Annotated in this window: 18 protein-coding genes; 9 read left to right on the top strand and 9 right to left on the bottom strand. The window is 72.3% G+C overall.

The features are described 5' to 3' along the window. Positions 1-203 precede the first annotated feature (203 nt). The 5 genes from OFY01_RS01660 to OFY01_RS01640 all read left to right on the top strand — a co-directional run bounded on the left by OFY01_RS01660 (position 204) and on the right by OFY01_RS01640 (position 4,967). Positions 204-1,640 (top strand): MFS transporter, encoded by a 1,437-nt coding sequence (locus OFY01_RS01660; protein WP_266595568.1) that lies wholly within the window; start codon positions 204-206, stop codon positions 1,638-1,640. A gap of 116 nt (positions 1,641-1,756) precedes the next feature. Then, positions 1,757-2,788, top strand: a complete 1,032-nt coding sequence (locus tag OFY01_RS01655; protein ID WP_266595566.1) for a PhoH family protein — start codon at positions 1,757-1,759, stop codon at positions 2,786-2,788. Positions 2,789-2,803: 15 nt separating this feature from the next. Then, on the top strand, positions 2,804-3,301 hold the full coding sequence (gene ybeY / locus OFY01_RS01650) for an rRNA maturation RNase YbeY (RefSeq protein WP_266595564.1): 498 nt from the start codon (positions 2,804-2,806) through the stop codon (positions 3,299-3,301). Then, entirely contained in the window at positions 3,298-4,605 is a 1,308-nt protein-coding gene (locus OFY01_RS01645; RefSeq protein ID WP_266595563.1) for a hemolysin family protein, read from the top strand. Before ybeY ends, OFY01_RS01645 begins: the two co-directional genes overlap by 4 nt. Next, positions 4,602-4,967, top strand: coding sequence for an MmcQ/YjbR family DNA-binding protein (locus OFY01_RS01640; RefSeq protein WP_266595561.1), 366 nt, complete (start codon positions 4,602-4,604; stop codon positions 4,965-4,967). The genes OFY01_RS01645 and OFY01_RS01640 overlap by 4 nt, the downstream gene beginning before the upstream one ends. A 26-nt stretch (positions 4,968-4,993) precedes the next feature. Here OFY01_RS01640 and OFY01_RS01635 read toward each other — a convergent pair whose 3' ends face one another. Continuing rightward, positions 4,994-6,085: a PfkB family carbohydrate kinase gene (locus OFY01_RS01635; protein ID WP_266595559.1), complete on the bottom strand. Its 1,092-nt coding sequence runs from the start codon at positions 6,083-6,085 to the stop codon at positions 4,994-4,996. Between the two features lie 194 nt (positions 6,086-6,279). Next, on the bottom strand, positions 6,280-7,578 hold the full coding sequence (locus OFY01_RS01630; RefSeq protein WP_266595558.1) for a glucarate dehydratase family protein: 1,299 nt from the start codon (positions 7,576-7,578) through the stop codon (positions 6,280-6,282). A gap of 107 nt (positions 7,579-7,685) precedes the next feature. Between OFY01_RS01630 and OFY01_RS01625 the strand changes: the two genes are divergently transcribed. Continuing rightward, complete coding sequence (locus OFY01_RS01625; RefSeq protein WP_266595556.1) at positions 7,686-8,486, top strand: IclR family transcriptional regulator; 801 nt, start codon at positions 7,686-7,688, stop codon at positions 8,484-8,486. A 39-nt stretch (positions 8,487-8,525) separates the two neighbouring features. On the opposite strand, the gene OFY01_RS01620 is transcribed toward OFY01_RS01625, so the two are convergent. The 6 genes from OFY01_RS01620 to OFY01_RS01595 form a co-directional block, all read right to left on the bottom strand. Next, positions 8,526-9,557: an adenosine deaminase gene (locus OFY01_RS01620; protein ID WP_266595554.1), complete on the bottom strand. Its 1,032-nt coding sequence runs from the start codon at positions 9,555-9,557 to the stop codon at positions 8,526-8,528. A 64-nt stretch (positions 9,558-9,621) separates the two neighbouring features. Beyond that, complete coding sequence (locus tag OFY01_RS01615) at positions 9,622-10,530, bottom strand: ribonuclease Z (protein WP_266595552.1); 909 nt, start codon at positions 10,528-10,530, stop codon at positions 9,622-9,624. Positions 10,531-10,550: 20 nt separating this feature from the next. Continuing rightward, positions 10,551-10,904: a histidine triad nucleotide-binding protein gene (locus OFY01_RS01610; protein ID WP_266595550.1), complete on the bottom strand. Its 354-nt coding sequence runs from the start codon at positions 10,902-10,904 to the stop codon at positions 10,551-10,553. 149 nt (positions 10,905-11,053) lie between these two features. Next, positions 11,054-14,275: a S41 family peptidase gene (locus OFY01_RS01605; protein WP_266595548.1), complete on the bottom strand. Its 3,222-nt coding sequence runs from the start codon at positions 14,273-14,275 to the stop codon at positions 11,054-11,056. A gap of 73 nt (positions 14,276-14,348) precedes the next feature. Next, positions 14,349-15,899: an endo-1,3-alpha-glucanase family glycosylhydrolase gene (locus tag OFY01_RS01600; protein ID WP_266595546.1), complete on the bottom strand. Its 1,551-nt coding sequence runs from the start codon at positions 15,897-15,899 to the stop codon at positions 14,349-14,351. A gap of 40 nt (positions 15,900-15,939) precedes the next feature. Next, positions 15,940-17,055 (bottom strand): LCP family protein, encoded by a 1,116-nt coding sequence (locus tag OFY01_RS01595; RefSeq protein WP_266595544.1) that lies wholly within the window; start codon positions 17,053-17,055, stop codon positions 15,940-15,942. A 279-nt stretch (positions 17,056-17,334) separates the two neighbouring features. Here OFY01_RS01595 and OFY01_RS01590 point away from each other — a divergent pair, with 279 nt between their 5' ends. Further along, positions 17,335-18,810, top strand: a complete 1,476-nt coding sequence (locus OFY01_RS01590; RefSeq protein ID WP_266595542.1) for a sugar transferase — start codon at positions 17,335-17,337, stop codon at positions 18,808-18,810. 40 nt (positions 18,811-18,850) lie between these two features. Here OFY01_RS01590 and OFY01_RS01585 read toward each other — a convergent pair whose 3' ends face one another. Then, the gene (locus tag OFY01_RS01585; RefSeq protein WP_323135460.1) at positions 18,851-19,819 is read right to left on the bottom strand and encodes a GDP-L-fucose synthase family protein; all 969 of its coding nucleotides are present in this window, start codon (positions 19,817-19,819) and stop codon (positions 18,851-18,853) included. A 107-nt stretch (positions 19,820-19,926) separates the two neighbouring features. On the opposite strand from OFY01_RS01585, the gene gmd reads away from it, so the two are divergent. Beyond that, complete coding sequence (gene gmd / locus OFY01_RS01580; protein ID WP_266595538.1) at positions 19,927-20,940, top strand: GDP-mannose 4,6-dehydratase; 1,014 nt, start codon at positions 19,927-19,929, stop codon at positions 20,938-20,940. Positions 20,941-21,093: 153 nt separating this feature from the next. After that, entirely contained in the window at positions 21,094-23,859 is a 2,766-nt protein-coding gene (locus tag OFY01_RS01575; protein WP_266595537.1) for a CBM96 family carbohydrate-binding protein, read from the top strand. The last annotated feature ends 78 nt before the right edge of the window (positions 23,860-23,937 follow it).

The raw sequence follows: 23,937 nt of genomic DNA, 5'->3' as shown, positions 1-23,937 counted from the left end.
CCTCGGCGGGCGAGACACGGGCCCGCCGGCTCATCAGGAACTCCCGCAGCTCACTCAGCCGCCGCTTCTTGACCATCTCGCTCTCGGCCACGTAGGCATCCCCCTCCGCTGTGCCCGCTCCGCTGTGTCCGCTGCCTGGTGGTGCGGCCACCAGCATAAGTTCCCACTCTCCAGCGCCTCTCGCGAGCGGCGAAGCTCAGGGCATGGCGATAGACACCCCGCAAGAAGACACGACAACAACACCGACCACGACGGCGACACCGGCGACGGCCCCGGCCCCGGCCCCCCGCCTCTCGCGGCGCGACGCGCTCGTCCTGTTCGTCCTGTGCGCGGCGCAGTTCATGGTCGCCCTGGACTTCTCCGTCCTCAACGTGGCACTCCCCGTCCTCGGCGCCGACCTCGGCATGAGCCGGTCGGCACTGCAATGGGCCGTCACCGCGTTCGCGCTGCCCTCCGGCGGCTTCCTGCTCCTGTCGGGCCGGGTCGGCGACCTGTTCGGACGACGCAAGGTCTTCCTGGCCGGACTCGCGCTCTTCGGCACGGCCTCACTGCTCGCCACGCTGGCGTGGGACCCGGCCTCCTTCCTGACCGGACGGGCGCTGCAGGGCCTCGGCGCGGCGATGATCGTGCCGACCGGCATGTCCCTGCTGACCACCACGTTCCCCGAGGGGCCGCAGCGCGACCGGGCCCTCGGCATCTCCGGCACCCTGCTCTCGCTCGGCTACACCTGCGGCATGGTCTTCGGCGGCGTCCTGACCGACACGCTGGGCTGGCGCTCCACGATGGGCCTGCTGTCCGTGTTCGTACTGATCGTGCTGCCCCTGGCGCCCGGCCTGCTGCCGGAATCGCGTACGCCGCAGCGGCCGCGGCTCGACGTGCCCGGCGCGGTCACGGTGACCGGTGGACTGCTCGCCGTGATCTACTCCCTGTCCACGGCGGCACAGGCCGGCTTCGGCCGCGCGGACGTGGTGGCGACCCTGGTCGCGGGCCTGGCCCTGCTCACCGCCTTCGTCTTCGTGGAGACCCGCACCGCCCAGCCGCTGGTCTCGCTGCCGATGCTGCGGCGCAGGACCGTGGCCTGGGGCAACCTGGGCGGCCTGGTCACCTTCTCGATGATGTCGACGATCATCTTCGTGCTCACGCTGTACCTTCAGGAGACGCTCCACCTGTCCGCCTTCGAGACCGGCCTGATCTTCGGCGTCCAGGGCGTCGTCTCGGCGGTCGCGGGAACCGTCGCCGCCAAGGTCATCGGCCGGTTCGGCGCCCACCGCACCCTGGTCGGCTCGCTGACCGGACAGGGCGTGCTCATCGCGGCGCTCCTCGGCCTGGGCACGGGCGGCTGGTCCGTGTGGCTGGCCACGGCGGCGGTGGCGCTGGCGAGCATGTGCCACCTCGGGGCGATCGTCTCCTACGGCCTGACGGTCACCTCCGGGGTCCCGGACGAGGAGCAGGGCCTGGCAACGGGCCTGGTCACCTCCACCCAGCAGGTGGGCATCACCGTCGGTATCCCGCTGCTCGGCGTCCTGGCGACGACGGCACCGCGTCTGCTCGACGGCGTGCGCACGGTGGTGGCGCTCGACGCGGCGGTGGTGCTGATCGCGGCGGCGGCGGTCGCGGTGGGGCTGCGCGGGCGCCGCTGAGGCGGGGCGGGCGCGGCCTCCGGAAAACGCTTCGGCGCCGTCACTGCCGCGTCGTAGGCTTGAAGCCATCAGACCCCGGCCTGTCACAAGGAGATCGTGGCCTTCAGAGCCCGCCCATGACGCAGACACCATCCAGCGCCCGCGCACAGTTCACCGTCCCGCCGAAGCACCCCATGGTGGAAGTCCTCGGATCGGGCGACGCGCTGCTGCGAGTGATCGAGACGGCCTTCCCGGAGACCGACATCCACGTCCGGGGCAACGAGATCAGCGCCACCGGCGAGCCGAGGCAAGTCGCTCTCGTCCAGCGCCTGTTCGACGAGATGATGCTGGTGCTCCGCACCGGACAGCCGATGACGGAGGACGCGGTGGAACGCTCGATCGCCATGCTCAAGGCGAGCGAGAACGGCGACGGCCCGCAGGAGACCCCGGCCGAGGTGCTCACGCAGAACATCCTCTCCTCGCGCGGGCGCACCATCCGCCCCAAGACCCTCAACCAGAAGCGGTACGTCGACGCGATCGACAAGCACACGATCGTCTTCGGCATCGGCCCGGCCGGCACCGGCAAGACGTACCTGGCGATGGCCAAGGCGGTCCAGGCCCTCCAGTCCAAGCAGGTCAACCGCATCATCCTGACCCGCCCGGCGGTGGAGGCGGGCGAACGCCTCGGCTTCCTGCCCGGCACGCTGTACGAGAAGATCGACCCGTACCTGCGGCCGCTGTACGACGCGCTGCACGACATGCTGGACCCGGACTCGATTCCGCGGCTGATGGCGGCGGGGACCATCGAGGTGGCGCCGCTGGCGTACATGAGGGGTCGCACGCTCAATGACGCCTTCATCATCCTCGACGAGGCGCAGAACACGAACCCCGAGCAGATGAAGATGTTCCTCACCCGGCTCGGCTTCGAGTCGAAGGTCGTGGTCACGGGTGACGTGACGCAGGTCGACCTGCCGGGTGGGACGAAGTCCGGGCTCCGGCAGGTGCAGGACATCCTCGAAGGCGTCGAGGACGTGCACTTCTCGCGGCTCACGTCGCACGATGTCGTCAGGCACAAGCTGGTCGGCCGTATCGTCGACGCGTACGAGAAGTACGACACCGAGCACGGTACGGAGAACGGCTCGCACAAGGGCCGCCCCAGAGGGAAGTAGAGAACCAACAGCGCCATGTCGATCGACGTCAACAACGAGTCCGGAACCGAGGTCGACGAGCAGGCGATCCTCGACATCGCCCGCTACGCACTCGCGCGGATGCGCATCCACCCGCTCTCCGAGCTCTCGGTGATCGTGGTGGATGCCGACGCCATGGAGCAGCTGCACGTGCAGTGGATGGATCTTCCGGGGCCGACCGATGTCATGTCCTTCCCGATGGACGAGCTGCGGCCGCCCATGAAGGACGACGAGGAGCCCCCGCAGGGGCTCCTCGGTGACATCGTGCTCTGCCCGGAGGTCGCGAGGAAGCAGGGCCAGGAGGCCGCCACGCAGCACTCCATGGACGAGGAGTTGCAGCTGCTCACCGTCCACGGTGTGCTGCACCTGCTCGGTTACGACCACGAGGAGCCCGACGAGAAGGCGGAGATGTTCGGGCTCCAGGCGGGCATCGTGGACGGCTGGCGGGCCGAGCGGGGGATGACGGGCCCGTCGCCCGCCCCGACCGTGTCATGAGCCCTTCGCTGGTCGCCGGGGCGGTCGCCCTGGTCGTCGTCGCGTGGCTGGCCGCGTGCGCCGAGGCCGGTATCGCGCGGGTCTCCAGTTTCCGTGCCGAGGAGGCCGTACGCTCGGGGCGGCGCGGCAGCGCGAAGCTCGCGCAGGTCGCGGCCGACCCGACCCGGTATCTGAACGTGGCGCTCCTGGTGCGCGTGGCGTGCGAGATGGCGGCCGCCGCCCTCGTGACGTACGCGTGCCTGGAGGAGTTCGGCCGGCCCTGGCAGGCGCTGGTCGTCGCCATCGCGGTGATGGTGCTCGTCTCGTACGTCGCGGTGGGGGTCTCGCCGCGCACCATCGGGCGGCAGCATCCGTTGAACACGGCGACGGCGGCGGCGTACGTGCTGTTGCCGTTGGCCCGGGTGATGGGGCCGATTCCGCCGTTGCTCATCCTCATCGGCAACGCGCTGACGCCCGGCAAGGGGTTTCGGCGGGGGCCGTTCGCGTCCGAGGCGGAGTTGCGGGCCATGGTCGACCTCGCCGAGCAGGAGTCGCTGATCGAGGACGAGGAGCGCCGCATGGTGCACTCGGTCTTCGAGCTGGGCGACACGCTGGTGCGTGAGGTGATGGTGCCGCGCACGGATCTCGTCGTCATCGAGCGCTACAAGACGATCCGGCAGGCGCTCACCCTGGCGCTCAGGTCCGGTTTCTCGCGTATCCCCGTGGTCGGGGAGAGCGAGGACGACGTGGTCGGGATGGTGTATCTGAAGGACCTCGCACGCAAGACGCACATCAGCCGGGAGGCCGAGTCGGAGCTGGTGTCGACGGCGATGCGTCCGGCGGCGTTCGTGCCGGACACGAAGAACGCCGGTGATCTGCTGCGCGAGATGCAGCAGTTGCGCAACCATGTCGCGGTCGTCATCGACGAGTACGGCGGCACGGCGGGGATCGTCACCATCGAGGACATCCTTGAGGAGATCGTCGGTGAGATCACCGACGAGTACGACCGTGAGCTGCCGCCCGTGGAGGAGCTCGGCCAGGACCGGTTCCGGATCACGGCGCGGCTCGACATCGGGGATCTCGGAGAGCTGTACGGGATCGACGCGTTCGACGACGAGGACGTGGAGACGGTGGGCGGGCTGCTCGCCAAGGCGCTGGGCCGGGTACCGATCGCGGGGGCGACGGCTGTGGTGCCGTTGCCGGACGGGCGGGAGCTGCGGTTGACGGCGGAGGCTCCGGCGGGGCGGCGGAACAAGATCGTGACGGTTCTCGTGGAGCCGGTCGGTCCGCGGCGGCCGGAGGCGGAGGAAGGGGCGAAGGGGTGACACCGCGGGAGCTGCGCGCGCTGTGCCTGTCGTTCAACGCGGCGGTGGAGGAGTTCCCGTTCCGGCCGCAGACCTCGGTGTTCAAGGTGCTGGGGAAGATGTTCGCTCTCTCCACGCTGGACGCGCGGCCCCTGACGGTGAATCTGAAGTGTGACCCGGAGGACGCGGTGCGGCTGCGCCGGGAGCACGAGGGGCTGGTCGTGCCGGGCTGGCACATGAACAAGCGGCACTGGAACACGGTGACCGCGGACCGGCCCGACGAGCTGCCCGACCGGGTGGTGCGGGAACTGGTCGAGGATTCGTACGACCTGGTGGTGGCCGGGTTGCCGCGGGCGGAGCGGCTACGGCTCGACCGGGCGTGAGCGCGGCCCGCGCGCCGGGCGGCACGTCACGCCGTGCCCCGGAAGCCGATCGTGGGCACGGCGCGGCGCAGCGGCCAGGCTCGTGTCGTGTGCGGCAGGAGCGGGGCCAGGAAGTCGTAGCGGGCCAGCGCCGCCGGGTCCTGGTCGCCCACCTGGTGGACCTGGCGCCACCACGCCGCGATCTCGGACCAACCCGGGGCCGACAGGGAACCGCCGAACTCCTGCACGGACAGCGCGGCGGTCAGTCCGGCGAAGGCGAGCCGGTCGGGCAGCGGCCATCCGGCGAGGGTGCCGGTGACGAAACCGGCGACGAAGACGTCCCCCGCACCGGTCGGGTCGAGCGCGGCGACGTCGATGGCGGGGACGGAAGCGGTCTGGCCGGTGCGGCCGTCGACGGCGTAGGCGCCTTCGGAGCCCAGGGTCACGACGGCCAGCGGGACCAGTTCGGCCAGGGCGTGCGCGGCGGCGCGCGGGCAGGTGGTACGGGTGTAGCGCATGGCTTCCTCGGCGTTGGGCAGGAATGCCTCGCACCGCCCGAGGTCCTCCAGCGCGGCGAGGTCCCAGCGGCCGGTGTCGTCCCAGCCGACGTCGCCGAAGACACGGGTGCCCTGCCGTGCCGCCTCGGCGACCCAGGGGGCGGGCGCCCCCGGCACGAGCGAGGCGACGGCGGCGCGGGTGCGCGGCGGGCAGTGCGGGGCGGGTACCTCCAGGGGCGGCTGGTGGCCGTGGCTCACCATGGTGCGTTCGCCCTCGTAGGCCATGGAGACGGTGACCGGCGAGTGCCAGCCGGGCACTTTCCGCGACCAGCTCAGGTCGATGCCCTCGTCCCGCTCCAGCGTGTCCCAGCAGTACTCGCCGTAGTGGTCGTCGCCGAACGCCGCCGCGAGCGAGGTGCGCAGCCCCAGCCGGGCGAGCGCGGTGGCCATGTTGGCGACGCCGCCGGGGCTCGATCCCATGCCGCGGGCCCAGGTCTCGGTGCCGCGCACGGGCGCGCTGTCGAGGCCGGTGAAGATGATGTCGAGGAAGACGGTGCCGGTGAGATACACGTCGCAGGCCGGGGCACCGGGCGTGCGCAGCGCCGCGAGCGGGTCCGTGTGGGCCGGGTCGGTGGAGGTCACGTCGGGCTCCCTGATGTGGTGCGGGTCCGGTCAGTGTGCCCGAACCTGACTCCCACCACGGTCAAGGACAGCGCTCGTGCCGCGACTACGCCATCTTCGGTCCATTGATCCGCCGCTCCGCCGCTCCGGCGGTCCGGCGCGTGCCCTGTCCTGCCGTGCCCGGCGGGGTGCCGCCCGTGTCGGCGGCGGGGTGCTCACCAGCGCGGCATGCTCGGCGTGGTCCACTCCGGGTCGGTGACCCGCATCGCCGCCGAGTCGTCGCGGTCGCGCAGGGCGGCGTTGTTCTCGTCGAGCCAGCGGTGGTGGAGCGCGGCCAGGCGGTCGTGGTCGAGTGCGACGCCGAGGCCGGGGGTGTCGGTGACGGCGACGCGGCCGTCCTCGAAGGTGAGGCGCTCGGTCAGGACGTCCTCCGACTGCCAGGGGTAGTGGGAGTCGCAGGCGTGGTGCAGGTTCGGCACGGTCGACGCGACCTGGGTCATCGCGGCGAGGCTGATGCCGAGGTGGGTGTTGGAGTGCATGGAGACGCCGACGTCGAACGTGCGGCAGATCGCGGCGAGTTGCTGGGTGTTGCGCAGGCCGCCCCAGTAGTGGTGGTCGGAGAGGACGACCTGCACGGCGCGGCGGCGGAACGCCTCCTCGATCTCGGCGAAGGTCGTCACGCACATGTTGGTGGCGAGCGGGACTCCGGCCGATGCGGCGACCTCGGCCATGGCGGGCGTGCCGAGGGCGGGGTCCTCCAGGTACTCGAGTACGTCGTGGAGTTCGGCTGCGACCTTCAGTGAGGTCGGTACGGACCAGGCGCCGTTGGGGTCGAGGCGGAGCGGTTTGCCGGGGAACGCGGCGGCGAGGGCGCGGACGGCCGCGATCTCCTGCTCGGGCGGGTAGACGCCCCCCTTGAGCTTGAACGACTCGAAGCCGTACCGCTCGTTGAACAGTCGCGCCTGGGCGACGATTCCGGCCGGGTCCGTGGCCTCGCCCCAGTCGTCCTGCTCGCTCGCCACACCAGCCGGGTGGCCGGCGTGCTTGTAGAAGAGGTAGGCGCTGTACTCGACGCTGTCGCGGACCTTTCCGCCGAGCAGGGCGTGCACGGGCAGGCCGAGCGCCTTGCCGAGCGCGTCGAGGCAGGCGACCTCGAAGCCGGAGACGACGGACAGGCGCAGCTTGTCGGCGGTCTGGACGCCGCGCAGGCCGCCGACGTCGACCTGGTCGTCGACGCGGGCGTCGGCCACGGCGACCTGTCCGGCGAGCGTGAACAGGCCGTTGAGGTCGGTGACTTGGCGGCCGACGAGCTGCCGGGCGAAGGGGCGGGCGAGTTCCAGGTACTTCGTGTCGCCGTAGGTCTCCCCCACGCCGGTGGTGCCGTCGGCCGTGACGACCTCCACGATGAGCCGCGGGGTGTAGGGCTGGTGCACTCCCTGGGTGTTCAGGAGCGGCGGGTCGGCGACGAGGATCGGGGTGAGGCGGACGTCGCTGATGGTCAGGTTCACGCTCATCGCCTGCCTGTCTCCCTACGTAGATATGATCCACAGATGTAGATGGAGGTTAGGTACATGGACGGACGACGTCAATGGCCGGGTCGCCCCCGGCCTACGATCGGCGCATGCACAAGGAGACCAGCGGGCACGGCGTGCGCGAGGTGAAGTCGGCCGCCCGCACCGTCGACCTGCTCGAAGTGCTCGCCGCGCGCGGCGACCGCCCGGCCCGGTTGCAGGAGCTCGCCGACGAGCTCGCGGTGCCGCGCAGCTCCATGTACGCGCTGCTGCGGACGCTCATCGCGCGCGGCTGGGTCCGCACGGACGTCACCGGGTCGCTCTACGGCATCGGCATCCACGCCCTGCTGACCGGCACCAGCTACCTGGACACGGACCCGTACGTCCGTGTCGTGCGCCCGTTCCTCGACGAGGCGTCCGACGCGCTCGGCGAGACCATCCACCTGGGGCGCCTCGACCCGGGCGGCTTCGCGGTGGCGTACCTGGCGACCCGCGAGTCCCACGAGTATCTGCGCACGATCAGCCGGGTGGGCCGCAGGCTGCCCGCGCACGTGGGGGCTCTCGGCAAGGCGCTGCTGGCGCAGCGGCCCGACGCCGAGCTGCCCAAGGGGCCGTACGCCGCCGCCACGGGCAACACACTGACGACCCGCGACGCGCTCGCCGCCGACCTGGCCGTGACGCGGGAGCGCGGCTACGCGGTCGACCGGGAGGAGGGCGTGCCGGGCATCGTCGGCTTCGGCTTCGCGCTGCGCTACGCCACCCCGGCGCACGACGCGATCAGCTGCTCGGTGCCGGTGGCCCGGCTGACTCCGGGGCACGAGGAGCGCATTGTCGCGGTGATGCGCGAGACCCGCCGCCGCGTCGAGTCGGCGGCCCACCGCAGCGTGCCGGGCACCGCGAACTGGCGTTAGACGCGGCCCGGGCCGCCGGTGTCCGGCACGGGAGCGGGCTCAGCCCGTCATGTCGTCGAAGACGAACGCCTCCACCTCGGCGAGGTAGCGGGCGCGGCGCCGCTCGTCGGCCTCGCTGCCGTCGAGGAACGACGCCTCGAACGAGTTGCGGGCCAGCTCCCGCAGCCGCTCGTGGTGGACGCCGAGCGCCTCGTGGACGGCGTGGAAGGTGTCGCCCGCGTAGCCGCCGAAGTAGGCCGGGTCGTCGGAGTTGACCGTGCAGAGCAGACCCGCGTCCATCATCCGCACCAGCGGGTGCTGCTCAAGGACGTCGATGGCGCGCAGCCGCACGTTGGAGAGCGGGCACAGGGTCAGCGGGACGCGGTCGCGCACGAGGCGCGCCACGAGCTCCGGGTCCTCCAGGCAGCGCAGGCCGTGGTCGACGCGTTCGACGCCGAGCACGTCGAGCGCCTCCCACACGTAGGACGGGTCGCCCTCCTCGCCGGCGTGCGCGACCTTGCGCAGGCCGAGCGCGCCCGCCGCCTCGTAGACCTCGCGGAACTTGGCGGCCGGGTTGCCGACCTCGGCGGAGTCGAGGCCGACGCCGACGATGCGGTCCAGGTACGGCCTCGCGGCCTCCAGGGTCTCCATCGCCGACTCGGCCGACTGGTCGCGCAGGAAGCACATGATGAGCTTGGTGGAGACGCCGTGCCGTTCCTCGCTGCGCGCCAGGGCCCGCGAGAGGCCCTCGACGACGGTGCCCAGGGTGATGCCGCGCGCCATGTGGGCCTGCGGGTCGAAGAAGATCTCCGCGTGGCGCACGCCCTGGTCGGCGGCGCGCTCCAGGTAGGCGTCGGCGAGCGCCTCGAAGTCGTCCTCGGTGACGAGGACGGCCATCAGCTCGTAGTAGAGGTCGAGGAACGACTGCAGGTCGTCGAAGAGGTAGGCCGCGCGCAGCGCCTCGGTGTCGGCGTACGGGAGCCGGATGCCGTTGCGGGCGGCGAGCCGGAAGGCGAGTTCGGGTTCGAGGGTGCCTTCGATGTGCAGGTGGAGCTCGGCCTTGGGGATACGGGCGAATGGTGCGAGGGACATCCGTGCATCGTACGCAGCCGGGCGGGGCCCGACGCGGAGCGCCCGGCCGCGTACTCCCCCCGGTTCACACCCGGCGCGGCACCGGCACCCGGTCGAGGTCGCGGGCGACCGTGAGCTCTCCCTCGAACCCGGCGGCCCGCGCCTGCCGGGCGAACTCCTCCGGGTCGGCGTAGCGCTGGCTGAAGTGGGTGAGGACGAGGTGGCGCACGCCCGCGTCACGGGCGACGGACGCGGCCTGACGGGCGGTCAGATGGCCGTGGTCGGCGGCGAGCCGCTCGTCCTCGTCCAGGAAGGTCGACTCGATGACGAGCAGATCGCACCCGTCGGCGAGCGCCTCGACGCCTTCGCACAGGCGGGTGTCCATGACGAACGCGAACCGCTGCCCGCGCCGCGCCTCGCTGACCTCGGCGAGGGTGACACCGCGGAGACCGCCCTCGCGTTGCAGTCTCCCCACGTCGGGGCCGGCGATGCCGTGCGCGGCGAGCCGTTCGGGCAGCATGCGCCGCCCGTCGGGCTCGACGAGCCGGTATCCGTAGGACTCGACGGGGTGCGAGAGGCGGCGGGCCTCCAGGCGGTACGCGGCCGTCTCGGCGAGCACGCCGCCCTCGCCCCGCACCGGCTCCTCGGCGATCCGTACGGTCTCGCGGTACGCGGTGGCGTACCGGAGCCGGTCGAAGAAGCGCTGCCCCGAGGCCGGGTAGTGGGCGGCGATCGGGTGCGGGACGCGGTCGAGGTTGATCCGCTGGATCACCCCGGCGAGGCCGAGACTGTGGTCGCCGTGGAAGTGCGTGACGCAGATCCGGTTCAGGTCGTGCGCGGCGACACCGGCGCGCAGCATCTGCCGCTGGGTGCCCTCCCCGGGGTCGAAGAGGATGCCCTCGCCGTCCCAGCGCAGGGCGTAGCCGTTGTGGTTGCGCTGCCGGGTCGGCACCTGGCTCGCGGTGCCGAGCACGACGAATTCACGTGCGGACACGGGTCGTTGAGCCCCCGCTGCTATCCGGGGGGCCACTGCATGCCGCGGCCGCCGAGCACGTGGGCGTGGGCGTGGAAGACGGTCTGGCCCGCGCCGCTGCCCGTGTTGAACACGATGCGGAAGCTGTCCAGCTTGTCGTCCTTGGCCACCTCTGCGGCCTCGCGGAGCACGTCGGCGGCGACGGCCGGTTCGGCGGCGGCGAGCGAGGCGGCGTCGGGGTGGTGGACGCGCGGGATGACCAGGACGTGGGTCGGGGCCTGCGGGTTGATGTCTCGGAAGGCGAGGGTGGTGTCGGTCTCCCGCACGATGGTTGCGGGGACCTCGCCCCCGACGATCTTGCAGAACAGGCAGTCCGCCTGCGGTTCCCCGGGCACGGTGCGGTCTCCTTCGCGGTGGTGGAATCGGTGTGGGCGCATCGTATCGGGGCGGCGGGACGGACGGGCGTTCTTGTCCGCCCCGTGAGCTTTCGTCGCGGCCCGCGGGCCGTCAGCGGCTGGTCGCGGAAGGCCCGCGGGGCGGAGACTCACGGCAGTGAAGGCGCGGCCTTCGCCGGAGTCTGCGCCAACGAGGCGAGCGCGAGGCGAATCGCCTCGTCCAGTTGCGGGTCCCGCCCAGCGGCCACGTCATGGGGCGCCGCGACCACCTCCACGTCCGGATCCACCCCGTGGTTCTCCACGCCCCACTCGTACCCCTCCAGCCAGAACGCGTACTTCGGCTGGGTCACCAGGGTGCCGTCCACGAGCCGGTAGCGGCTGTCGATGCCGATGACGCCGCCCCAGGTGCGTACGCCGACCACCGGGCCGATACCGAGCGCCTTGATCGCCGCGCTGACGATGTCGCCGTCCGAGCCGGAGAACTCGTTGGCCACCGCCACGACGGGCCCGCGCGGCGCGTCCATCGGGTAGCTGTAGGGGCGGGCGTCGCGTGGCCTGCACCAGCCGACCACCCGCCGGGCCAGCTTCTCCACCACCAGCTGGGACGTGTGACCGCCGCGGTTCTCGCGGACGTCCACCACGAGCCCGTCTTTGGCGACCTCCACGCTCAGGTCGCGGTGGATCTGAGCCCACCCGGGCGCCTGCATGTCCGGCACGTGCAGGTAGCCGAGCCGTCCGCCGGAGCGTTCGTGGACGTGGGCCCGCCGGTCGGCGACCCACGCCTGGTAGCGCAGCGGTTCCTCGTCGGCGAGCGGCACCACGACGACGTGCCGCGGGTCGCCGCCGCCCGCGGGCGACACGGTCAGCTCCACCGGCCTGTCCGCGGTGCCCACGAGCAGCGGGGCGGGCCCGGTCACCGGGTCGACGGGCTGTCCGGCCACCGCGACGACGGCGTCACCGGCGCGCACGGCGACGCCGGGCGCGGCGAGCGGGGAGCGGGCGCGCGGGTCGGACGTCTCGGCGGGCAGAATCCGGTCGATGCGCCAACTGCCGTCGTCGTGGCGGGAGATGTCGGCGCCGAGATGGCCCTGGCGGCGCGCGGCGGCGGCGCCCGTCCCGCTCGGGGTGACGTACGCGTGCGAGGTGCCGAGTTCGCCCTGTACCTCCCACAGCAGGTCGACGAGGTCGTCGTGGGTGGCGACGCGGTCGAGCAGCGGGCGGTAGCGGTCGAGGACGGCGTCCCAGTCGACGCCGCTCATGTCGGCGCGCCAGAAGTTGTCGCGCATGAGGCGGCCGGCCTCCTCGTACATCTGCCGCCACTCGGCGGCCGGGTCGAGGGTCTGGGCGATGCGGCCGAGGTCGACGGTGACATTGGTGTCGCCGTCGTCGTGCGCGGGCCGCCGGTCGCTGGGGACGACCTTCAGTTTCTCGCCGGTCCACAGCAGGACGCGCTTGCCGTCGCCGCTGACCTCGAAGTGGTCGGCGTCGGAGCCGATCTCCTCGATGTGCCGCTGCGGGAAGTCGTAGCGTTCGAGGCTGGTCGTGGGCTCCGGGTCGTCCTGGTCGGCCCGTGAGTCGCCGAGCACGCCCTGCACGGGGTGGCGCAGCCACAGCACGCCGTCCTTGGCGGCGCGCAGCGTCGAGTAGCGGGCCGCCTCGACGGGGAACGGCACGATCCGGTCGGCGAGCCCGTCCAGGTCGACGCGGGTGGCGGGCGCGCCCTCGCTGTCGGGGGTCTCGGCGGCCGGGTTCTCGGGCGCGTCGAAGGGGCGGCCGTGCCGCTGCGGCCCGAACGGTGACGGGGTCGTCGCGGCGAGCGTGATCAGGTGCGGGCGGACCCCGCCGACGAACGCCAGGTCGAAGGAGTGCTCGTCGTAGACGGGGTCGAAGGCACGCGCCGACAGGAAGGCGAGATGTTTTCCGTCGAGCGTGAACGCGGGCGCGTAGTCGCGAAAGCGCAGCGGGGTCGCCTCGGTGACGGCGAGGTCGGCGGTGTTGGCGAGCTTGAGCTGGCGCAGGTCGTGCGGTCCGGGGTGGGACCAGGCGAGCCAGGCCGAGTCGGGCGAGAAGGCGAGCCCGGTGGCGTGCCCGTCGCCGCCGCGGTCCACTTCCCGTACGTCGCCGGTGTCCCGCTCGACGAGCAGGACCCGGCCGTCGTGGGCGGCCACGGCGATCCGGGCGCCGTCCGGGGCGACGGTCAGGCCGAGTACGCGGCCGAGCCGTCCGGCGCCGATCCTGCGGGGCGCGCCGCCGGGCGCGGCGCCGGTGGCGGGGGCGAGTTCGAGCGCGTCCTCGCCCTCGGCGTCGGTCACCCACACCACGTGTTCCTCGCCGTCGACGCGGAAGGTGTGCGGGAGGCGGGCGCGCACGCCGGGTGCGGCGGCCAGGGCGCGGGTGGGGCCCGAGCGGTGGGTGACCCAGTGGACGGCGCCGCGCACGGCGACGGCGCTGCCCCGCCCGGTGTGGTCGGGTGAGGCGGCGCCGAACCAGCGGGCGGCGTCGACGGGCCGCGGTTGCAGGTCGACGCGCTGCCCGCCGAGCCGTATGTCGATCCGGCGCGGCTCGGGCCCGTCCTCGGTCAGCCCGTCGACGATCCACAGTTCACCGGCGCTCGCGTACACGACCCGGGTGCCGTCGGTGGTGGCGTGCCGGGCGTAGAAGCCGTCGAGCGGGGTGTGGCGGCGCAGGTCGGTGCCGTCGGGGAGGGACGAGTACAGGGCGCCGGTGCCTTCGTGGTCGGAGAGGAAGGCGATGCGCTCCCCCACCCACATCGGCTGTTCGATGTTCCCGTCGAGCCCGGCGTGCACCCGCTCGAACTCCCGTGCCGCGCCTTCTTCTTCGCCGGTCCGCTCGATCCACAGCTTGCCCGCGGTGCCGCCCCGGTACCGCTTCCACCAGGCGGGCTCGCGGGACATCACCGCCGACAGCAGCAGCCTGCGGCCCGCGGGCCCGTACGCGACGCCGCCCACGGGCCCGTACGGCAGGGTCTCGGCGGGTCCGCCGTCCAGGGGCACCGCCCGCGCCCAGGTGCGGCGCAGCGACGCCTGACCGTGTGTGGTGGTGGCCAGGACGCGTCCGTCGGGGGTCCAGCCGCGCACGGTGGTGGTCCAGGACCCCCAGTACGTGAGGCGTTGGGCGGGGCCGCCGTCGATCGGGGCGATGTGTACTTCGGGGGCGCCGTCGCGGCGCGAGGTCCAGGCGACGGTGGTGCCGTCCGGGGAGACGCGGGGGTTGCTGACGGGCATGTTGTCGGCGCTGACCCGCCAGGCGCGGCCGCCGTCGAGGGGCGCGGCCCACACATCGTCCTCGGCGGTGAAGACCGCCAACTCGCCGTGCAGGTGCGGGAACCGGAGGTACGCGGGGATCGTCACGTCGCCACCCTAAGTTCGGGCAGCGTCCCACGTCAGGCGGTTGTCGGGATGCGGGTGGCCGGAGCGGGTGGCGTCAGTGGCCGTCGCGGCCGCTGGAGACCGCGTAGTACTGAAGGTCCTGCACGGTGACGTCGGTGCGGACGGGGTAACGGGTGGTGACCGCGGCGACGGTGTGCCCGGCTCTGCGGACGACCGCACGGGTGTGGCCGGGGCGCAGCGGCAGCAGTTCGGCGTGGACGCCGCGCGGGGCGCGGTAGGTGTGGGTGTCCGTGCCCACCTCGGCGGTGACGTCGGCGGGCGCGGTCAGGAAGGTGAGCACCTCCACGTCGTCGCGCGGGGTCGCGGTGCCCTGGCGCGGGCTCATGAGGAGCGGCTGGAGCGGGGCGTCGGCGGTACGGGCGTACTGGACGCGGGAGGTGACGTAGACGGTGTCGCGGACGATCGGCGGCCAGTGGCCCGTCTTGAAGCGGGTGAGGTAGTACGAGGAGAGGTCCAGGTAGGTGTGGCCGTTGTGCAGTGACGGGGCGAACTGGCTGCCCTCGGAGTAGTCGTTCCACGTGGTGAGCTGCACCCAGTCGGCGCCGTCGGAGATGGCGTGGTTCCAGGTGGAACGCAGGGTGGCGGTGTTGCCCGCCTCGTCGTAGACGGACTGGTCGGGGCGGGTGTCCTGTACGGAGACCGGCTGCATCCACTTCTTGCCCAGGCGGTGGGCGAGCCGGATGTCGCCGGGCACACCGTCCTGTCCGGTGTAACTGCGGTTGCCCCAGGAGGAGAAGGCGTGGCTGATCGGCGCGAACCGCTGGGCGTTGGACCGGAAGTCGAGGAAGACCGGGACGAGGGCGGTGCGGATGCCGTGTTCGGCGAGGCGTGCCATGACGCGCCGCCACCAGGCGGGGTCCTGGGCCTCCGCCTTGAACGGGGAGACCACCAGTCGCCCGTCGGCCAGGCGGTGGGCTGCCGGGTGGGCGGCGAGTAGGGCGAGGGCGTCGGCGAGGGTGCGCGGGTCGGTGTGCAGGGCGGTCATGTCGGGCATGAGCACGATCCGGAAGTGGGGATCGACGAGGTGCGCGGCGCGCAGGAGCAGGTCGACGCGCTGCCGGTTGGTGCCGGTGAGGCTGAGGATGTCGACGGTGAACCCGTCGAGCCCCGCGTCGCGTGCGGTGCGCACTTCCTGTTCCAGGTCGGCCAGCCGCCAGTCGCCGCCGCGCGGCGGCCTGGGCTGCGGCCGGTCGCGCAGGAGTCCGCCGTAGGCCGCGTGTTTGCCGTTCTCGCCCTGCGGGTCGAGGTAGTTGCGCGTGTAGTAGTCCTGGGCGGCGGGCCGGTTGTCCAGGGAGAGCGGGAACGGCGGGAAGTAGTGCGCGAAGACGAGGTGGGGGCCGGCGCGGAGCTCCTTCGCGGGGGGCAGGTCGAACGGCAGTGCGGTGCTGTCGGCGGGGCGCTCCCCCTGTGGAGTCCCGTCGTCCCCTCCCGTCCCGGCCACCGAGGCCAGTCCGGCCCCGGCGAGCAGCCCGAGCAGCAGCAGGCCGAGCACTGCCGCCAGAGCCAGGCGCCGGGGGTGGCCCTGGCGTCGGCCGTGGCGGGTGGCGTGTTCGGGGTGGTGGTCCGTCATGTGGCGGTCCGTCATGTGGCCGTCCTCCGCGAGTGCCGGTGCGGCGGTGCAGGTGTCAGGGCGTCGTCGCGCCGAGACGGTCCACGTGGTGCCGGCTCAGATAGTCGCCGACGGTGTCGTCCCTCACCGACTTCCACAACGCCCTGTCGGCGTCCGGGGCGAGCAGCACCACGGACTGTCCCGAGATCATGGCTGTTCCCTTCACGGGAGCGTTGAGAAACACCATGTCCCCCGCACGGAGTGCCTTGTTGTCCCACAGCAGGCCGCGCAGCGCCCCGTCGGAGAGCCGGTCGTCGACGCTGACGGCGGCGGTGAGGTCGTTCAGCACCTTCCCGGCGCGCATCGGGTTCGTGAACGTGCCGGGCCGCATCACCTTCGCCAGGACGGTCCGCAGGAAGTACTGCTGGCGGTGCGTCCGGTCGAAGTCGCCGCGCGGCAGGTGCTTGCGCTCGCGCACGTACCGCAGGGCCTGCTCGCCGTTCATGTGGCGCCGCGTCCCGTCGACGGTGAGGTCGACGCCGCCCACCGAGTCGGTGAGCTTCTTGAACCCGTCCCAGTCGATGACGGCGAGGTGGTCGATGTGGATGCGGGTCAGTCGCTGCACGGTGTCGATCAGCAGCGGTGGTCCGCCCCAGGAGAACGCGGCGTTGAGCTTGGCGCGGCCGTGTCCGGGGATGTCGACCCAGGAGTCGCGGGGCAGCGAGACGACGTAGGCCGCGGAATGGTCGGCCGGGAGGTGGACCAGCATCATCGTGTCGCTGCGCTGGGCTCCGTACGTCCACTCGGGCGCCTTGGCGTCGCGGCCCGTGGTCGGCAGCCGGGAGCGGCTGTCGACACCGACGAGCAGGAACGTCTGTCCGCCCTTGGACGGCTCCGGCAGCGCCGACGGCGGCACGGACGTGGGGAACACCCCCGAGATCCGGTCGACCTTGCCGGTGTAGTGGTCCACGGCCCACCAGCCGAGCCCGACCACCATGAGGACTCCGGTGGCGAGCAGCGCGAGCGCGCCGAGCAGCACCCGTCGCAGTCGGCGCCGCGGCCGCCTCCGGTCCGTCCCGGTCTCCTCCGCCGTGCCGGACCGCTCGTCCGTCCCGGTCTCCTCCGCCGTGCCGGGCTGTTCACCCGCCCCGGGGGTGTCCTCCCCCGCCCGGTCGTCCACGCGTTCGCGCACGTGCTCGTACCCCCGCCTCGCGCCCCCCGGGCCGAACGGCCCGCCTCCTGTACTGCCTGTGGCCGAACACCAGCCGAAAACCAGCCGAAGACCTTCGGACACTCGTGCGGACTCTATGTCGAAGTCGGCGGTTTTGGTGCTGACGTTTCCTCAAACCCCCACAACTGTAGGGGAGTTTGTCGTACTGTTCACCACTGCGCCGCTTGTTCGTGGGATGGGGATTCCGATCGACTGGCGGCTCTTTGCATGAATCGTGCCTGAACGTGCCTGGGGGGGTACATGTGGGATGTACAGGCTGCCGCGTCCGACAGACGGAAAGGGGAGCCGCCGCGTTCCCGTGTCGCGTCGGCGTGGCTGGGACGCAAAGCCCGCTGGTATCTGCCGACGACCCTGCTCACCGATCTCGTGGCCGTGGGCGTTCCGGTCGCCCTGGTGCTCCGCGCCCTCGACCGGTCGTGGGCGGTGGTCGGCGGAGCCGTCACCGCGCTGGCCTGGGCGGGGGTGCGGCTGTGCCGTGCGCGGTACACGAGGCGGGCCCTCGGTGAGAGCCGGGGCACCCTGCCGGTCATCGGCGACTGGCTGATCCTGCTCGGCGTCCTGGCCGCGTGGCACGCGGCGGCGGAGCTGCGGGTGGCGGCGCCGCCGCTCGTGGCGGCGCTCACGCCCGGCCTGCTGGCCACCCTCGTGTGCCGCAAGGCGCTGCACCGCCACCTGGCCGCGGTGCGGCGGGAGGCGCACGCCGTGGTGAAGGTCCTGGTGGTCGGTGAGCCTGCCGCGGCGGACGCCGTCGCGGCCCACCTCGCGGCGCGCACCGACCACCCGTACGTGGTCGTGGGCGCCGTCCCGGTGGGCGAGGGGACGCTCGGTTCGGGGGTGCGCACCACGGAGCGGCTGGCCGCCACACCGTCGTCCGCCCACGAGGACGCCGAGCTGGTCGTCCGGGCCGTCCGGCGGCTCGACGCCGACCTCGTGCTCGTGGCGCCGGGGGCCGCGCTCGCCGGTGAGCGGCTCCGCCTGCTGTCGTGGGGGCTGCACGACGTCGGGGTGGAGCTGTTCGTGGCGCCGGGGCTGCTCGACGTGTCGGTCAAGCGGCTCGGCCCCAGCTCCGCCGGCGGGCTGTCGCTGCTGCGGGTGGCGCCACCGGTACGGGAGGGCGCGCAGCTGGTGCTCAAGCAGGCGCTCGATCGGGCCGGCGCGCTGGCCGGGCTCGTCCTGCTCGCGCCGGTACTGCTCATGGTCGCCGTCGCGGTGCGGCTGACGTCGTCGGGGCCGGTGTTCTACCTCCACGAGCGCGTCGGGCACCAGGGCAGGCCGTTCGTGATGTGGAAGTTCCGCACCATGCACGTGGGCGCGGACCGCCGCAAGGCGGAGCTCGCCGCCGCGAACGAGCACGAGGGACCGCTGTTCAAGATGCGCCGCGATCCACGCGTCACGGCGGTGGGCCGCTGGTTGCGCCGGACCTCGCTCGACGAACTGCCCCAGCTGGTCAACGTGCTCAAGGGCGACATGTCCCTGGTGGGGCCGCGCCCTCCGCTGGTGGACGAGGTGGCCCGCTACACGCAGGTCGAGCGGCGGCGGCTGGCCGTCCGGCCGGGGATGACCGGGCTGTGGCAGGTCAGCGGCCGCTCCGACCTGTCCTGGGACGAGACCGTCCAGCTCGACCTCAGCTACGTGGACAACTGGTCGTTCACCAGCGACGTCGACGTACTGGTCCGCACGCTGCGCGCCGTGGTCGACGGGCGGGGTGCGTACTGAGCGTGGGGCCGGGTCGCGACGGCCCGGCCCGCGGACCGGGTCAGGTGGCGTCGCGTCCGGCCCGCCAGTGGGCGTAGGTCTGCGCGATGCCGTCGCGCAGGCCGATCCGCGGCCTCCAGCCGAGTGCGGTGAGACGGGAGATGTCGAGGAGCTTTCGCGGGGTGCCGTCGGGGCGGGTGGTGTCCCAGCCGATCCGGCCGGTGAAGCCGGTGACGTCGGCGACCGTGGCGGCCAGTTCCCGGATGGTCAGGTCCTCGCCGCAGCCCACGTTGACCGGCTCGTCGCCGTCGTAGCGGCTCAGCAGCAGCACGCAGGCCGCCGCGAGATCGTCGACGTGCAGGAACTCTCGGCGCGGGCTGCCCGAGCCCCACAGGACGACCTCGTCGCGGCCGTCGGCGCGGGCCTCGTGGAAGCGGCGGACGAGGGCGGGCAGGACGTGCGAGGTCTCCAGGTCGAAGTTGTCGCCGGGCCCGTAGAGGTTGGTCGGCATGGCGCTGATGTACCGGGCGCCGTGCTGGCGCCGGTAGGACCGGATCTGGACGATGCCCGCGATCTTCGCCAGCGCGTACGCCTCGTTGGTCGGTTCGAGCGGGCCGGTCAGCAGGGCTTCCTCGGTGATCGGCTGCGGCGCGTGCTTGGGGTAGATGCACGACGAGCCCAGGAACAGCAGCCGCGGCACCCCCGCCGCATGGGCGCCCGCGATCACGCTCAGCTGGATCTGGAGGTTCTCCTCCAGGAACTCCACCGGCCTGGTGCTGTTCGCCATGATCCCGCCGACCTTGGCCGCGGCGAGCACCACCGCGTCGGGCCTGAGCGCGGCGAGTTCGGCCGCGGTGCGCGCGGCGTCGCGCAGATCGAGCTCGGCACGGTTCCTGGTGAGCACCTCGTGGCCGTCGGCGGCGAGCCGGCGGGCGACGGCGGAGCCCACCAGGCCGCGGTGGCCCGCGACGAAGACTCGGGCGTGTTCGGGCAGCAGCGGTGCGGTCACGGTCGTCATGGACCGGATCATGCCAAATCACTGCGGACGAGGATGTCTTTACCGGCAACTACCCGTAATTTTCCCGTAGTTCACGACATCCGCCCGCCGGGCGGCTCCCAGGGGGAAGGAACCACCGCATGACCAAGACCGCGCTGATCACCGGCGTGACCGGACAGGACGGCTCGTATCTGGCGGAGTTGCTCCTGTCGAAGGGGTACACGGTGCACGGCCTGGTGCGGCGGTCGTCCAGCTTCAACACCGAGCGGATCGACCACATCTACCAGGGGCCCCAGGAGGTCGACCGGCGGTTCGTGCTGCACCACGCCGACCTGAACGACGGTGTGGCGCTGGTGAACCTGCTGCGCGACATCGTCCCGGACGAGGTGTACAACCTGGGCGCGCAGTCGCATGTCCGGGTCTCGTTCGACGCGCCGCTGTACACCGGCGACGTCACCGGGCTCGGCGCGCTGCGGCTCCTGGAGGCGATCCGGGCGAGCGGTGTGCGGACCCGGATCTACCAGGCGTCGTCCTCGGAGATGTTCGGCTCGGCCCCGCCGCCGCAGAACGAGCTCACCCCGTTCCACCCGCGCAGCCCGTACGGCGCGGCGAAGGTCTACGCGTACTGGGCGACCGTCAACTACCGTGAGGCGTACGACATGTTCGCGGTGAACGGGATTCTGTTCAACCACGAGTCGCCGCGCCGAGGCGAGACCTTCGTGACCCGCAAGATCACCCGCGCCGTCGCCCGGATCAAGGCGGGCCTCCAGGACCGCCTCTACCTGGGCAATCTGGAGGCCGTGCGCGACTGGGGGTACGCCCCCGAGTACGTCGAGGCGATGTGGCGGATGCTCCAGCACGACGAGCCGTCCGACTACGTGGTGGCCACCGGAGTCCCGGCCACGGTACGGCAGTTCGTGGAGACGGCCTTCGCGCACGCGGGTCTCGACTGGAGCGCGTACGTGCGCTACGACCCCAAGTACGAGCGGCCCAGCGAGGTCGACGCGCTGCTCGGCGACGCGTCCAAGGCCCGCGAGACGCTGGGCTGGCGGCCGACGGTGCTGGTGGAGGAGCTGGCGCGGATCATGGTGGACGCCGATGTCCGCCAGTTGGAGGGCCAGTTGACGGGGGCGACCGTACGGGTGGACCGCTGACGTCCGCGGGGGCGCAGGCCGCGACATCGCCCGCAGTTCCAGGAAATTTCGTATGAGATGAGTCAAGTGTGACGCACGGCACCCCGCACGTCCGTAGGGTGCCGACGAAACAGCACAGGGTCCGCCGCACGGACCCGGAGCCTTGGGGGGCCCATGCCGAGATCACCACACATCCACCGGCCCAGAAGGGGCCGGTACCGCTCCAGGGCGCTCGGCGCCGTCCTGGGGCTGACCGCGGCGAGCGGCCTCGGCCTCGTCGCGGCCCCGCAGCCCGCCGCCGCCCTGACCCCGCCGGTCGCCTTCACGGCCGACTCGCTGCCGACCTGGCAGACCAACGGGATCGTCTGGGCGCTCGCCCAGGCGCACGGCACGGTCTTCGCGGGCGGCACCTTCTCACAGGTCCGCCCGCCCGAGGGCAGGAGCGGCAGCGCCCAGGACGCGGTCAACTTCGTGGCGCTCGACGCCGCGAGCGGCTCGCCGACCTCGTGCAAGCTGTCGTTCACCGTGGGCTCCGGCACCGCGACCGTACGGGCGCTCACCGTGTCACCGGACGGCAAGACGCTGTACGCGGGCGGGTACTTCGGCGCGGTCAACGGCACACCCGTGAGCAGCCTCGCCGCGATCGACATCGCCACCTGCACACCGAAGACGGACTTCCACGCGGCCTTCGCTGCCACCGTGCGGGCGCTCGCCGCGACCGACGACACCGTGTACGCGGGCGGCGACTTCACCTCGGTCGACGGGCAGAGCCGCGAGCGGTTCGCCGCCGTGGACGCCACCAGCGGCGCGCTCAAGCCGTTCAAGGCCGACGTCGACGAACCCGGCCGGGCGCTCGCCGTCACGCCCGACGGGAAGGACCTGGTCATCGGCGGTGACTTCTTCACGGTCAACGGCGCCGACTCGCACGCCCTGGCCGTCGTCGACGCCACCACCGGGAACAACGTCCGGACCTATCCGCTCGGGTTCATCGAGACCAACTCGGTGGTCAAGTCGGTCGCCACCGACGCGACCGGCTTCTACACCGGCAACGAGGGCACCGGCGGTGGCGTCTTCGACGGCCGCATCGCGCTCGACCTGTCGACGATGAACCAGCGCTGGCGCGACACCTGCCTGGGCGCCACCCAGGCCGTCCGCCCGTACAAGGGGGTGCTCTACAGCGCCTCGCACGCGCACGACTGCTCCAGCGTCGGAGAGTTCCAGGACGGGCGCCGCCACCACCTGCTGGCCGAGCCGACCACCGGCACCAACAAGCTGGGCTGGTTCCCCGACACCAACGACGGTCTCGGCGAGGGCATCGGACCGCGCGCCATGACCGTCTCCGAGACCTCCGACAACCAGTACATGTGGGTCGGCGGCGAGTTCACCACCGTCAACGGCGCGCCGGCCCAGGGCCTCACCCACTTCGCGGCCTCCCCGGACGTCGGGGCGCCGTGGGTGCCGCAGGTCAGCGCCGAGGCGTACCAGCCGACCGAGGTGCATGTGCGGTGGCGCGCCAGCCTCGACAAGGACGACACGAAGCTGACGTACAAGGTGTACCGCGACGGCGGCAGCACGCCGGTGTACACCGTGTCGGGCGACTCGGTGGAGTGGGCGCGGCCGCAGATGTCGTACACCGACAAGGACGTGTCGGCGGGCCAGACCCACACCTACCGGGTCACCGCCACCGACGGCGCGGGCAACACCTCGGCGCTGTCGGCCCCTTCGACCGTGACGGTGCCGTCCTCCGCCGACGCGTACGCCTCGAAGGTCGTCGCCGACGGCGCCGACCTGTACTGGCGCTACGACGAGTCGAGCACGCCGTACGCCCCCGACACCTCGACGGGCGACCACAGCGGCCTGCACGCCAACGGCGCGTCGCTGCGGCAGACCCCGGGCGCCGTGTCGGGTTCGTCCACCGCGCTGGGCCTCGACGGCGACAACCAGTACCTGTACGGCGCGGACCGCACCAGCGTGCCGGGCGCGTACTCGATCGAGACGTGGTTCAGAACGACCACGACCCGCGGCGGCAAACTGGTCGGGTTCGGCGACCACACCACCCGCCTGAGCAGGAACTACGACAAGCACGTCTACATGCGCGACGACGGCCGACTCGTCTTCGGCGTGTGGACGGGCGCGACGCACACGATCGTCTCCCCCGACAGCTACAACGACGGCTCCTGGCATCACATGGTCGCCACCCAGGGCTCCTCGGGGATGGCACTGTACGTGGACGGGGTCAGGGTCGGCACCAACAGCGCGACCGGCAACCAGCAGTACGACGGGTTCTGGCACGTCGGCGGCGACAACCTCAACGGCTGGCCGTGGCGTCCCTCCAGCGACTACTTCGCCGGGCAGATGGACGAGACCGCCATCTACCCGACCGCGCTCTCCGCCGCCCAGGTGCGCGACCACTACACCCTGGCGTCCGCCCCGGCCGACACCACGCAGACGGTCCGGGCGTCCGCGGACACATACGTCAACGCCGGTGCGCCCAGCACCAATTACGGCGGGTCGAGCTCCCTCGCGGTGCGCGGCAGCTCGGCGTACGAGACGTATCTCCACTTCGACCTGCCCAAGGCGCCCGCGGGCACGGTACTCAAGAGCGCCCGGCTCACGGTGAAGACCAACACGCTGAGCAGCGCGGGCAGTACGGACGACATCTCCGTGCGGCCCATCACCGGCAGCTGGACGGAGAGCGGCACCACCTACGCCGACAAGCCGTCCCTGTCCGCCTCGTCCGTCGGCACGCTCAGCGGGGCGAACGCCACCTCGACGCTCTACTCGACCGGCCTGGACGCCTCGGCGCTCACCGGGTCGCTGGGCGGGGGCTGCGACCTCGCCCTCACCAGCACCGGGACGGACTCGCTGTGGCTGTGGTCGAGTGAGGCGACATCCGCACAGAACACGCCGCGCCTGACACTGACCTTCGGGGCGCCGTAGCGGCCGCGCCGCTGTCCCTTCCACGGTGCGGGGTGCCGTACGCCGAGCGCGTACGAGGTGGTCGTGGACACCGGTGAG

Source organism: Streptomyces beihaiensis (assembly GCF_026274175.1).
Taxonomy (GTDB): domain Bacteria; phylum Actinomycetota; class Actinomycetes; order Streptomycetales; family Streptomycetaceae; genus Streptomyces; species Streptomyces beihaiensis.
The sequence above is the reverse complement of the archived record's forward strand: the minus strand, read 5'-3'. Positions and strand labels throughout refer to the sequence as shown.